The 12,770-nt window shown below is 66.9% G+C and carries 10 protein-coding genes; 2 read left to right on the plus strand and 8 right to left on the minus strand.

Annotated elements, in window-relative coordinates; translation table 11 throughout:
* Window positions 1–268: 268 nt before the first annotated feature.
* The 7 genes from greA to grpE all read right to left on the minus strand — a co-directional run bounded on the left by greA (window position 269) and on the right by grpE (window position 9,962).
* The gene (greA, locus tag C5O18_RS02075; protein WP_105191214.1) at window positions 269–745 is read right to left on the minus strand and encodes a transcription elongation factor GreA; all 477 of its coding nucleotides are present in this window, start codon (window positions 743–745) and stop codon (window positions 269–271) included.
* Window positions 746–762: 17 nt separating this feature from the next.
* A complete protein-coding gene (gene carB, locus C5O18_RS02080; protein ID WP_105191215.1) occupies window positions 763–3,987 on the minus strand; it encodes a carbamoyl-phosphate synthase large subunit in 3,225 nt (1,074 codons plus the stop codon).
* A 6-nt stretch (window positions 3,988–3,993) separates the two neighbouring features.
* On the minus strand, window positions 3,994–5,136 hold the full coding sequence (carA, locus tag C5O18_RS02085; protein ID WP_105191216.1) for a glutamine-hydrolyzing carbamoyl-phosphate synthase small subunit: 1,143 nt from the start codon (window positions 5,134–5,136) through the stop codon (window positions 3,994–3,996).
* 131 nt (window positions 5,137–5,267) lie between these two features.
* Window positions 5,268–6,074 carry a 4-hydroxy-tetrahydrodipicolinate reductase gene (dapB, locus tag C5O18_RS02090; protein WP_105191217.1) on the minus strand — a complete coding sequence of 269 codons (807 nt, stop codon included), beginning with the start codon at window positions 6,072–6,074 and terminating at the stop codon, window positions 5,268–5,270.
* Window positions 6,071–7,210, minus strand: a complete 1,140-nt coding sequence (gene dnaJ / locus C5O18_RS02095) for a molecular chaperone DnaJ (protein ID WP_105191218.1) — start codon at window positions 7,208–7,210, stop codon at window positions 6,071–6,073. The genes dapB and dnaJ overlap by 4 nt, the downstream gene beginning before the upstream one ends.
* 107 nt (window positions 7,211–7,317) lie before the next feature.
* Entirely contained in the window at window positions 7,318–9,246 is a 1,929-nt protein-coding gene (gene dnaK / locus C5O18_RS02100; RefSeq protein ID WP_105191219.1) for a molecular chaperone DnaK, read from the minus strand.
* Window positions 9,247–9,419: 173 nt separating this feature from the next.
* Complete coding sequence (gene grpE / locus C5O18_RS02105; RefSeq protein ID WP_105191220.1) at window positions 9,420–9,962, minus strand: nucleotide exchange factor GrpE; 543 nt, start codon at window positions 9,960–9,962, stop codon at window positions 9,420–9,422.
* Window positions 9,963–10,207: 245 nt separating this feature from the next.
* Between grpE and recN the strand changes: the two genes are divergently transcribed.
* Window positions 10,208–11,863 carry a DNA repair protein RecN gene (gene recN / locus C5O18_RS02110; protein WP_158249238.1) on the plus strand — a complete coding sequence of 552 codons (1,656 nt, stop codon included), beginning with the start codon at window positions 10,208–10,210 and terminating at the stop codon, window positions 11,861–11,863.
* Between the two features lie 63 nt (window positions 11,864–11,926).
* On the opposite strand, the gene fur is transcribed toward recN, so the two are convergent.
* Complete coding sequence (gene fur / locus C5O18_RS02115; protein WP_105191222.1) at window positions 11,927–12,334, minus strand: ferric iron uptake transcriptional regulator; 408 nt, start codon at window positions 12,332–12,334, stop codon at window positions 11,927–11,929.
* Between the two features lie 91 nt (window positions 12,335–12,425).
* Here fur and C5O18_RS02120 point away from each other — a divergent pair.
* On the plus strand, window positions 12,426–12,770 hold a 345-nt coding region (locus C5O18_RS02120), incomplete at its 3' end, for an outer membrane protein assembly factor BamE (protein WP_158249239.1).

The raw sequence follows: 12,770 nt of genomic DNA on the forward strand, positions 1-12,770 counted from the left end.
CCGGGTTGTCCCAGTGCACATAGCCGCAGGCCTCGTCGGCGCAGGCCTGGCGCAGCAGGCCGCCATGGTCGCGGTGATGCAGAGGACTGGCGCACTGGGGACAGAAACGGAAGGCACTGAAGCTCATGGAGGAACCTGCGCTGATGGCGAAGCAGCAGGTAATGAACCACAAATCCGGCAGCGGAAGAAGTCCCGGCGGAGCCAGGGACGGCGGAAACGCAGCGGGCCGCCCCGAGGCGGCCCGCTGACGGTCACGGAAAGGCGAGCCTCACTCGTAGCGGACAGCCACGACCTCGTACTCGACCCTGCCGCCCGGCGTCTCGATCAGCACGGCATCACCCTCGGACTTGCCGACCAGACCGCGCGCGATCGGCGAGTTCACCGAGATCTTGCCGACCTTGAAGTCGGCTTCGTCGTCGCCGACGATCTGGTAGGTCTTCTCTTCGCCGGTGTCGACATTCTCGATGTCGACGGTGGCGCCGAAGATCACCTTGCCGTTGTTGGCCATCTGCGTGATATCGATGATCTGCGCGTTCGACAGCTTGCCCTCGATGTCCTGGATGCGCCCCTCGATGAAGCCCTGCTGCTCGCGCGCGGCGTGGTACTCGGCGTTCTCCTTGAGATCGCCGTGCGCGCGGGCCTCGGCGATCGCCGCGGTCACCGCCGGGCGATCGATGCTCTTCAGCTTGTTCAGCTCCGCCTTCAGCGCCTCGGCGCCCTGGACGGTCATGGGGTAACGCTGCATGTCAGGCCTCCTCTGGTTCAGGCCGAAGCCAGGCCGGTGTGAAGGTCCTGCAGACGACGCACGGTCAGCGCATCCTGCGAACGCAGCGACTGGCACACCGCCTCGGCACCGCTGAGCGTGGTCGTGTAGTAGACCTTGCCCTGCAGGGCACTGCGGCGGATGGAGAACGAGTCCTGCTGCGCCTGCTTGCCTTCCGTCGTGTTGATGATGAAGCTGATCTCGCCATTCTTCAGCATGTCGACGACGTGCGGACGACCTTCCGTCACCTTGTTGATGCGACGGCAGGGGATGCCCGCCGCCTCCAGCTCGCGCTGGGTGCCGCCGGTGGCCACCAACTCGAAGCCGAGATCCGCCAGCTCGCGGCCGACGCGCGGCAGATGCACCTTGTCGGAGTCACGCACCGACAGGAACACGCGGCCACCGTTAGGCAGGCGCTCGTTGGAGCCCAGCACCGCCTTGTGGAAGGCTTCGGCGAAGGTGGCGCCGGAGCCCATGACCTCGCCGGTGGACTTCATTTCCGGGCCGAGGATGGGGTCGACGCCCGGGAACTTGGCGAACGGGAACACCGCTTCCTTGACGCTGTAGTACGGCGGGATGATTTCCCTGGTGAAGCCCTGCTCGGCCAGCGACTTGCCGGCCATGCAGCGGGCCGCGACCTTGGCCAGCGAGCTGCCGATGCACTTGGACACGAACGGCACCGTGCGCGAGGCGCGCGGATTCACTTCCAGCACGTAGACATCCTGGCCTTTGACCGCGAACTGCACGTTCATCAGGCCGACCACGCCCAGCTCGCGCGCCATGCGGATGGTCTGGTCGCGCATGACATCCTGCAGGTCCTGCGCCAGGTTGTACGGGGGCAGCGAGCACGCCGAGTCGCCGGAGTGGATGCCGGCCTGCTCGATGTGCTGCATGATGCCGCCGATGACCACGTCCTTGCCGTCGCTGACGCAGTCGACGTCGACCTCGATGGCGTCATCGAGGAAGCGGTCGAGCAGCACCGGGGATTCGTTCGAGGCCTGCACGGCTTCGCGCAGGTAGCGCGCCAGCTCGGCGTCGTTGTAGACGATTTCCATGGCACGGCCGCCGAGCACGTAGCTCGGACGCACCACCAGCGGGTAACCGACCTCGGAGGCCAGCAGCAGGCCTTCCTCGGCGGAACGCGCGATGCGGTTGGGCGGCTGCAGCAGGTTCAGGCGCTCGACCATCTGCTGGAAGCGCTCGCGGTCCTCGGCACGGTCGATGGCATCCGGCGAGGTGCCGATGATGGGCACGCCAGCGGCTTCGAGGGCACGCGCAAGCTTGAGCGGGGTCTGGCCGCCGTACTGCACGATGACGCCCTTCGGCTTCTCGAGGTCGGCGATCTCCAGCACGTCCTCCAGCGTCACCGGCTCGAAGAACAGGCGGTCGGAGGTGTCGTAGTCGGTCGACACGGTTTCCGGGTTGCAGTTGACCATGATGGTCTCGTAGCCGTCTTCACGCATGGCGAGGGCGGCATGGACGCAGCAGTAGTCGAACTCGATGCCCTGGCCGATGCGGTTCGGACCGCCGCCAAGGACCATGATCTTGTCGCGGCTGCTCGGCTGCGCCTCGCACTCTTCCTCGTAGGTCGAGTACATGTAGGCGGTGCTGGTCGAGAACTCGGCCGCGCAGGTGTCGACGCGCTTGTAGACCGGCTTCACGCCCAGGCTCCAGCGGCGGGTGCGCAGCTCCTTCTCGGACACGCCGATCAGGCCGGCCAGGCGGCTGTCGGAGAAGCCCTTGCGCTTCAAGCCCCACAGGGTATCGCGGTCGAGGCCGGCAAAACCTATGCGGGCGACTTCGGCCTCGGACTTGATGAGGTCCTCGATCTGCACCAGGAACCACGGGTCGACACCGGACAGGCGGTAGACCTCGTCCACCGACAGGCCCATGCGGAAGGCGTCGCCGATGTACCAGACACGCTCCGGACCGGGATTGGACAGCTCGTTGCGGAGCTTGGCCTCGGCCTCCTCCTGCCCCTGGTCGAGCTTCGGCGTGAAGCCGTCGACACCGACTTCCAGGCCGCGCAGCGCTTTCTGCACCGACTCCTGGAAGGTGCGGCCGATGGCCATGACTTCACCGACGGACTTCATCTGCGTGGTCAGGCGCGGCTCGGCCTGCGGGAACTTCTCGAAGTTGAAGCGCGGAATCTTGGTGACGACGTAGTCGATCGACGGCTCGAACGAGGCCGGGGTGGCGCCGCCGGTGATGTCGTTCTTGAGTTCGTCGAGCGTGTAGCCCACGGCCAGCTTGGCAGCGACCTTGGCGATCGGGAAGCCGGTGGCCTTGGAGGCCAGCGCCGACGAGCGCGACACACGCGGGTTCATCTCGATCACGACCATGCGGCCGTCCTTCGGGCTGATGCCGAACTGGACGTTGGAGCCGCCGGTCTCGACGCCGATCTCGCGCAGCACGGCGCAGGACGCGTCGCGCATGATCTGGTATTCCTTGTCGGTCAGGGTCTGCGCAGGCGCGACGGTGATGGAGTCGCCGGTGTGCACGCCCATGGCGTCGAAGTTCTCGATCGCGCAAACGATGATGCAGTTGTCGTTGCGATCGCGCACGACTTCCATCTCGTATTCCTTCCAGCCGATCAGCGACTCGTCGATGAGCAGCTCGTTGGTCGGCGAGAGGTCGAGGCCACGCTCGCAGATCTCGATGAACTCTTCACGGTTGTAGGCGATGCCGCCGCCGGAGCCGCCCATGGTGAAGCTTGGCCGGATGATGGCCGGGAACCCGGTCTTCTCGAGCACGGCGAAGGCTTCGTCCATGTTGTGGGCGATGCCGGCACGCGGGCACTCGAGGCCGATCTTGCGCATGGCCTGGTCGAACAGCTTGCGGTCCTCGGCCTTGCGGATGGCGTCCTTGGAGGCACCGATCAGCTCGACACCGAACTTCTCCAGCACACCCTGCTTGTCCAGCTCGAGCGCGCAGTTGAGCGCGGTCTGGCCGCCCATGGTCGGCAGCAGCGCGTCCGGGCGCTCTTTCTCGATGATCTGGGCCACGGTCTGCCAGGTGATCGGCTCGATGTAGGTCGAGTCGGCCATGGCCGGGTCGGTCATGATGGTGGCCGGGTTGGAGTTCACCAGGATGACGCGGTAGCCCTCTTCGCGCAGGGCCTTGCAGGCCTGGGCGCCGGAATAGTCGAACTCGCAGGCCTGGCCGATGACGATGGGGCCGGCGCCGATGATGAGGATGCTTTGAATGTCGGTACGCTTTGGCATGACTGCTTACTTCCGGGCCTGCATCAGTTCAATGAAGTGGTCGAACAGCGGCTGGGCGTCGTTCGGGCCGGGACTGGCTTCCGGGTGACCCTGGAAGCTGAAGGCCGGCTTGTCGGTGCGGTGGATGCCCTGCAGCGTGCCGTCGAACAGCGAGACGTGCGTGGCGCGCAGGCTGGCTGGCAGCGTGGCCTCGTCGACCGCGAAGCCGTGGTTCTGGCTGGTGATCATGACGCGACCGCTGTCGAGGTCCTTCACCGGATGGTTGGCACCGTGGTGGCCGTGGCCCATCTTCACCGTCTGCGCGCCGGAGGCCAGCGCCAGCAGCTGGTGGCCGAGGCAGATGCCGAACACCGGGATGTCGGTCTCCAGGAACTGCTTGATGGCCTCGATGGCGTAGTCGCAGGGCGCGGGGTCGCCGGGGCCGTTGGACAGGAAGATGCCGTCCGGATTCAGCGCCAGCACATCGGCCGCCGGGGTCTGCGCCGGCACCACGGTGATGTCGCAGCCACGATCGGCGAGCAGGCGCAGGATGTTGGTCTTGACGCCGAAGTCGTAGGCCACGACCTTGAATTCGGGCGCGATGTCCGGCGTCACGTAGCCGCGGCTGAGATCCCAGCTACCCTCGGTCCACTTGTAGCTTTCCTGCACCGAGACCACCTTGGCCAGGTCGGCGCCCTTGAGGCCCGGGAACGCGCGCGCGGCGGCGATGGCGGCTTCGGCGGCACCCTCGGCGGCAGCGGCCGGACCGGCGATGATGGCGCCGTTCTGGGCACCCTTCTCGCGCAGGATGCGGGTCAGGCGGCGGGTGTCGATGTCGGCGATGGCGACGACGTTGTTGCGCTGCAGGTATTCCGGCAGCGTCTCGGTCATGCGCCAGTTGCTGGCCAGCAGCGGCAGGTCGCGGATGATCAGGCCGGCGGCCCAGACCTGCGAGGACTCGGCATCCTCGGGGTTGGTGCCGGTATTGCCGATGTGCGGATAGGTCAGGGTGACCATCTGCTGGCAATAGGACGGGTCGGTGAGGATTTCCTGATAGCCGGTCATGGCCGTGTTGAACACGACCTCACCACTGGACTGGCCATCGGCGCCGATGGATAAGCCCCTGAAGACGCTGCCGTCTTCCAGGGCGAGAATGGCGAGCTTGCTCAAACCGACCTCCGAACAGATGAAAAGCTGGGCGCGCGTGCAAAAAAGCGAGAAAGAGGAACTCCTTCTCGCTTTTCAATGACTTGGTTGCACGCTGGCACGATTTGAGCGGCGATTTTANGGGCATCCGGGACTCAGGACTTCAGGCCGAGCACGTCGCGCATGTCGTAGAGCGCCGCCGGGCGGCCGGCCAGCCAGATCGCCGCGCGCACCGCGCCATTGGCGAAGTTGGCGCGGTTGGTGGCGACGTGGCGGATCTCCACGTGCTCGCCCTCGCCGAAGAAGAACACCGTGTGGTCGCCGACGGTGTCGCCGCCGCGCAGGGTCTGGAAGCCGATGCTCTGACGCTCGCGCGGGCCGGTGTGGCCCTCGCGGGCGTAGACCGCGACATCCTTCAGGTCGCGACCGAGCGCGCCGGCCACGGCCTCGCCCATCATCAGCGCGGTGCCGGACGGGGCGTCGACCTTGTGGCGGTGGTGCGCCTCCAGCACGTCGATGTCGACGCTGTCGCCGAAGGTGGCGGCCGCCAGTTCCAGCAGCTTGAGCGTGACATTGACGCCGATGGAGTAATTGCCGGAATAGACCACGCCGGTGGCGGCCGAGGCCGCGACCAGTTCGGCCTTCTGCGCCTCGTTCAGGCCGGTGGTGCCGATCACCAGGCCCTTGCCGCTGGCACGGCAGATGGCCAGGTGCGCCAGCGTGGCCGCCGGCGCGGTGAAGTCGATGGCGACATCGAAGCGGTCGGCGACCGCCGCCAGATCGCCGTTCACCGGCACGCCGAGGCGGCCGACGCCGGCCAGCTCGCCGGCATCGCTGCCGATCAGCGAGGAGTCGGGACGCTCGATGGCGGCGCCGAGCTCGGCGCCTTCGGCCGCCTGCACCGCCGCGATCAGCGCGCGGCCCATGCGCCCGCCGGCGCCACATACTGCGATACGGATCATTTCGTCATCTCGTCGAAGAACTTGCGCACGGCAGAAAAGAAGGAGTCCTTCTGCGGCGACTGCTTGCCGTCCTCGCCGTTCATGGAAGTGCGCAGCTCCTGCAGCAGCTCCTTCTGGCGCGGCGTCAGGTTGACCGGGGTCTCCACCACCACGCGGCAGAGCATATCACCGGGTGCGTGCGACCGGATCGGCTTCACGCCCTTGCCCTTGAGGCGGAACAGCTTGCCGCTCTGCGTGCCCTCGGGGATGCGCAGCTTGACGCGGCCGTCGAGCGTCGGCACCTCCAGCTCGCCGCCGAGCGCGGCGTCGGCGAAGTCGATCGGCACCTCGCAGTACAGGTCGGCGCCGTCGCGTTTGAAGATGCGGTGATCGCGCACCACGACCTGCACGTAGAGATCGCCGGCCGGGCCGCCGTGCGTGCCGGCCTCGCCCTCGCCGGTTAGGCGGATGCGGTCGCCGGTGTCGACACCGGCGGGAATCTTGACCTCGAGCGTCTTCTGCTTGCGCACGCGGCCTTCGCCGTGACAGCTCTTGCAGGGATCGGGAATGACCTTGCCGCGACCGTGGCAGGTCGGGCAGGTCTGGCTCATGACGAAGAAGCCCTGCTGCACGCGCACCTGGCCGCTGCCGTTGCAGGCGCGGCACTGGGTCGCGCTGGTGCCCTTCTTGGCACCGCTGCCGTCGCAGGTCTCGCACTCGGCCATGGTCGGCACGCGGATCTGCACCTTGGTGCCGCGCACGGCCTCTTCCAGGTCCAGCTCCAGCGTGTAGCCAAGGTCGGAGCCGCGATTGGAGCGCTGGCCACCACGACCGCCGCCGCCGAAGATGTCGCCGAAGACATCACCGAAGATATCGCCGAAGCCGGCACCGCCGCCGCCACCAAAGCCGCCGGCACCGCCCGCCATGTTGGGATCGACGCCGGCATGACCGTAACGGTCGTAGGCGGCGCGCTTGTCTTCGTCGGAAAGCACTTCGTAGGCCTCGTTGGCCTCCTTGAACTTGTCCTCGGCGCTCTTGTCGTCCGGATTGCGGTCCGGGTGATATTTCATGGCGAGCCGGCGGTACGCCTTCTTCAGCTCGTCCGCGCTGGCATTCTTGGCCACGCCAAGTACTTCATAGAAATCACGCTTGGCCATGTCGACACCCCGGGCACACGGCCCGCCTCAGCAAAATTGTCCATTCCACGCAGACGCAAACGCGGGGAAGCCCCCGCGTCTGCGTCTGATCAGTTTCCGCGAACGACTTACTTCTTGTCGTCCTTCACTTCCTCGAACTCGGCATCGACCGCGCCGTCGTCCGACTTGCGCGCACCGGCGTCGTCGGCCGGCTGGGCGGCAGCGGGATCACCCTCCTGCGCCTGGTCGGCGTAGAGCTTCTGCATCAGCGGCAGCGAGGCATTGCTCAGGGCTTCGACGGCGGCGTCGATCAGCGCCTTGTCGTTGGCCTTCACCGCCTCCTCGACCTTGACGATCTCGGCTTCGATGGCCGCCTTCTCTTCCGCCGTGGCCTTGTCACCGAGGTCGGTCAGCGTCTTGCGGGTGGCATGCACCAGCTGGTCGGCCTGGTTGCGCGCCTCGACCAGCTCGGCGAACTTCTTGTCCTCTTCGGCATTGGCCTCGGCGTCGCGCACCATCTTCTCGATTTCCTCGTCGCTCAGGCCGGAGTTGGCCTTGATGACGATGCTCTGGGCCTTGCCCGTGGCCTTGTCCTTGGCGCCGACATTGAGGATGCCGTTGGCGTCGATGTCGAAGGAGACCTCGATCTGCGGCATGCCGCGCGGCGCCGGCGGAATGTCGGCGAGGTCGAAGCGGCCCAGCGACTTGTTCTGCGCGGCCTGCTTGCGCTCGCCCTGCAGCACGTGGATGGTCACCGCCGACTGGTTGTCGTCGGCGGTCGAGAACACCTGCGATTTCTTGGTCGGGATGGTGGTGTTCTTCTCGATCAGCACGGTCATGACGCCACCCATGGTCTCGATGCCCAGCGACAGCGGGGTGACGTCGAGCAGCAGCACGTCCTTGACGTCGCCGGAGAGCACGGCGCCCTGGAAGGCGGCGCCGATGGCCACGGCTTCATCCGGGTTTACGTCACGGCGCGGGTCGCGGCCGAAGAAGGCCTTCACGCGCTCCTGCACCAACGGCATGCGGGTCTGGCCGCCAACCAGGATGACATCGCCGATGTCAGAGACCTTGAGGCCGGCATCGTTCAGCGCCACGCGGCAGGGCTCGATGGTGCGCGACACCAGGTCCTCGACCAGGGCTTCCAGCTTGGCGCGGGTGACCTTGACGTTGAGATGCTTGGGACCGGTGGCATCGGCCGTGATGTACGGCAGGTTGACTTCGGTCTGGGCCGCCGTCGACAGCTCGATCTTGGCCTTTTCGGCAGCCTCCTTGAGACGCTGCAGGGCGAGCGGATCGTTGTGCAGGTCGATGCCGGCTTCCTTCTTGAATTCGTCGGCCAGGTAATCGATCAGGCGCAGGTCGAAGTCTTCGCCGCCGAGGAAGGTGTCGCCGTTGGTGGACAGCACTTCGAACTGGTGCTCGCCGTCGACTTCCGCGATCTCGATGATGGACACGTCGAAGGTGCCGCCGCCGAGGTCGTAGATGGCGATCTTGCGGTCACCTTCCTTCTTGTCCAGGCCGAAGGCCAGCGCGGCCGCGGTCGGCTCGTTGATGATGCGCTTCACTTCCAGGCCGGCGATGCGGCCGGCGTCCTTGGTGGCCTGGCGCTGGCTGTCGTTGAAGTAGGCCGGCACCGTGATGACGGCTTCGGTGACCGGCTCGCCCAGGTAGTCCTCGGCGGTCTTCTTCATTTTCTTCAGCACTTCGGCGGAGATCTGCGGCGGCGCCTTCTTGTCGCCCTTCACTTCAACCCAGGCGTCGCCGTTGTCGGCGGCCACGATGCTGTAGGGCACCATCTTGATGTCCTTCTGCACCACGTCGTCGGTGAACTTGCGGCCGATCAGGCGCTTCACCGCGAACAGGGTGTTCTTCGGGTTGGTCACGGCCTGGCGCTTGGCGCCGGCGCCGACCAGCACCTCGCTGTCGGTGTAGGCCACGATGGACGGCGTGGTGCGCGCGCCCTCGGCGTTCTCGATGACCTTGACCTTGTCACCTTCGAGAATGGCGACGCAGCTGTTGGTGGTGCCCAGGTCGATACCGATGATCTTGCCCATGTCTGTCTCCTCGTGCGCGGCCGGCGCTTGCCGGCGGCGTCAAATCTGTCTGTGCTTCACGCCGGCGGAGCGGCGTCTTGTCTGTCGATATGTGGGTGGCCGCGCCGTTTTCAAGGGCGTTCGCGGCGAAATCGCCACAACCGGCCCGTGAAACGCCCGTGCCGGCGCGGCGCTCAGCCCGCGGTCGCCACCACCACCATGGCCGGACGCAGCAGGCGACCGGACAGGGTGTAGCCCTTCTGGAACACCGCCGTGACCGTGTTCGGCTCGGCCGTGGTCGAGGGCTGCATGGAAATGGCCTGGTGCAGCTCGGGATCGAAGGGTGCGCCGATAGGATCGACCGGCTCGACCGCGAAGCGCCTGAGCGTGTCGACGAAGAGCTTGTGCGTCAGCGCCACGCCTTCGTGCAGCGCCTTTACCGCCGGTTCCTCGGCATTGGTGGCACCGAGGGCACGCTCCAGATTGTCGGCCACGTCGAGCAGTCCGCCGGCGAACTTCTCCAGCGCGTACTTGTGGGCATTGGCGACATCGCGCTCGGCGCGACGCTGGATGTTCTGGATCTCGGCCTGGCTGCGCAGCAGCTGGTCGCGCAGCTGGGCCTCCAGCTCGGCGATGCGGGCGGCGGCATCGACCGTCTCGCCGGCATCAGGGGCCTCGGGCTGGATGGTCTGATCCGGCACCGGCTGCTCGGGCGTGTCGTTCCGGGATTCGCTCATGTCAGGTTTCCTCGCAAATCAAGTGGTGCGCGCACCACGAAAAACAGTCGGCCATGGAAAGCCCTCGACCTGATGTGGCGACAGCACCCGCACATTTCAAGGGGACACCGCACATCGGGCGGAAACGGCGGCGGGGAAACGACGCCGGCGATGACTCGCGGGGCGGGAGCAGCCGGACTATCATTGCCGCACAGCCCCCGATCGTCGCGACACCGCCACGACATGACGCCGCCCGGAAGCCCGCCATGCTGAACCTGCTGAAGATCAGCCAATTCGCCATCGTCGAGAACCTGGAGCTGGAGTTCTCTGCCGGCTTCACCGTCATCACCGGCGAGACCGGAGCCGGCAAGTCCATCCTCATGGATGCGCTCGGCCTCTGCCTGGGCGACCGCGCCGACGGCAGCGTGGTGCGTGCCGGCGCCGAGCGCGCCGATGTCAGCGCCCTGTTCATCGTCGGCCATCTGCCCGACGCCATGGCCTGGCTGCGCGAACGCGAACTCGACGAAGGCGACGAGTGCACGCTGCGCCGCACCTTCAGCCGCGACGGCCGCTCGCGCGCCTACATCAACGGCCGCCCCGCCAACCTCGGCGACCTGCGCGACATCGGCGAGCGCCTGATCGACATCCACAGCCAGCACGAGCACCAGACCCTGCTGCGCAAGGACAGCCACCGGCTCATGCTCGACAGCTACGCCGGCCTGCGCGACGAGGCGGTCGCGACCGCCCTGTCGTACCAGCACTGGCAATCGGCCGCGCGCCGCCTGCACGAGGCGGAAACCGCAGGCGCCGCCCAGAGCGCGCGCCTGGAGATCGTCGAACACCTGCTCGCGGAGCTGGAGCAGCTGGGCCTGCAGCCGGGCGAGTACGAAGGCATCGAGCAGCGTCATGACACGCTGGCGCACATCGGCAGCCTGCAGCAGGATGGCGAGCTGGCGCTGAGCCTCATGAACGAGGGTGATGGCGAGACCGCCGCGCGCAGCCTGCAGCGCGCCCTGCGCGCCCTGGAGGCGCATGCCCACCGTGCGCCGGCGCTGGCCGGCACGGTGGAGCTGCTGCGCGGCGCCCTGATCCAGATCGAAGAGGCCGCGCCCGGCCTGCGCCACTTCCTCGACGACCTCGAGGCCAGCCCCGGCGAACTGGCCACGCTCGAGCAGCGCCTGGGCCAGTGCCATCAGCTGGCGCGCAAGCACCGGGTGGCCCCGGCGGACCTGACCGCGGTGGCCGCACAGCTGCAGCAGGAACGCGACGCCCTGCGCGAGTCACGGGACCTGGAACAGTTGACCCGCGAGGCCGCGACCACCGAGCAGCAGTACCGCCAGCTGGCCGGGGCGCTGCGGACTCGCCGGCAGGAGGCCGCCGGCCGCTTCTGCGACGATATCCGGGCCTTCCTGCAGGGTCTGGGCATGGGCAACGCGCGGCTCGAACTGAGCCTGTCGGCACGCCCGCAGCCGGCGGCGCACGGACTCGACGACATCGAGCTGCTGTTCAGCGCCAACCCCGGGCAACCGCTGCGACCGCTGGGCAAGGTCGCCTCCGGCGGCGAGCTGTCGCGCCTGTCGCTGGCGATCCAGGTCGTGCACGCCCGCCACTCGCCGGTGCCGGTCATGGTCTTCGACGAAGTCGATGTCGGCATCGGCGGCGGCATCGCGGAGGTGGTCGGGCGCCTGCTGCGCGCACTCGGCGAACACGCGCAGGTGTTCAGCATCACGCACCAGCCGCAGGTCGCGGCGCGCGGACACCATCATCTTCGGGTGGAGAAACGGGTGCGCGACGGCAGCACGCACAGCGGCGTGGCAACGCTGTCCCGCCAGGAGCGGGTGGAAGAGATCGCGCGCATGTCGGGCGGGCTGACCATCACACCCGAGACACTGCGACACGCGGAGACGCTGCTCGCGGAGTGAGGCGCGCCAGGCGCCTCGCCGCGAAGGTGCGACCGGCCCCGGACAGGGCTGGCCGGCGGATGCTCAGTCCTTCTTGCGAACGTAGAGCACCAGGCTGTGATCGACCAGCTCGAAGCCGTGCGACTTGACGATTTCCTTCTGGCGCTTCTCGATTTCGGCGTCGAAGAACTCGATGACCTCACCGGTGTCGACATTCACCATGTGATCATGGTGGCCGCTGTCCTTGATCTCGAACACCGAATGGCCGCCCTCGAAATAATGACGCTCGACGATGCCGGCGGCCTCGAACTGGGTCAGCACGCGGTAGACCGTGGCCAGACCGACGTCCTCGCCGGCGGCGAGCAGGGCCTTGTAGACATCTTCCGCGCTCATGTGATGCACGGGCGAATTCTCGAGCAATTCGAGAATCTTGACCCTGGGCATGGTGACCTTGAGGCCGGCCTTGCGGAGTTCCTGATTGCTGATCGACATTGGTTCGTCTCGAAGCTGGTGATACCGTATGATACCGCGACACATTCTCGCGGCAACGCGTACCCGACACGTTACAAGGATATCCCCGGTCATGCAAAGAAAGCTGATGGCGGCCATGCTGATAGGCGCCGTGCTCGCCACCGCCGGCTGCAAGAACGTCTTCCGTGCCTATCGCATCGATGTCGTGCAGGGCCAGGCCATCACCCAGAGCCAGGCCGAGCAGATCAAGGCCGGCATGACACCCGCGCAGGTGCGCTACATCCTCGGCACGCCGCTGGTGACCGACACCCTGAGCCCGTCGCGCTGGGATTACCCGTACCGCTTCCTGCCCGGCACCTACGCTCTCGAGAAGGGCTCGGAGAAGGTTCCGCACCGCGCCTTCAGCGTGTTCTTCAGCAACGGCGTGGTCGAACGCACGGCCATCAGCGGCGGCCTG

This window comes from Amnimonas aquatica (assembly GCF_002943415.1).
GTDB classification, from domain to species: domain Bacteria; phylum Pseudomonadota; class Gammaproteobacteria; order Pseudomonadales; family Moraxellaceae; genus Perlucidibaca; species Perlucidibaca aquatica_A.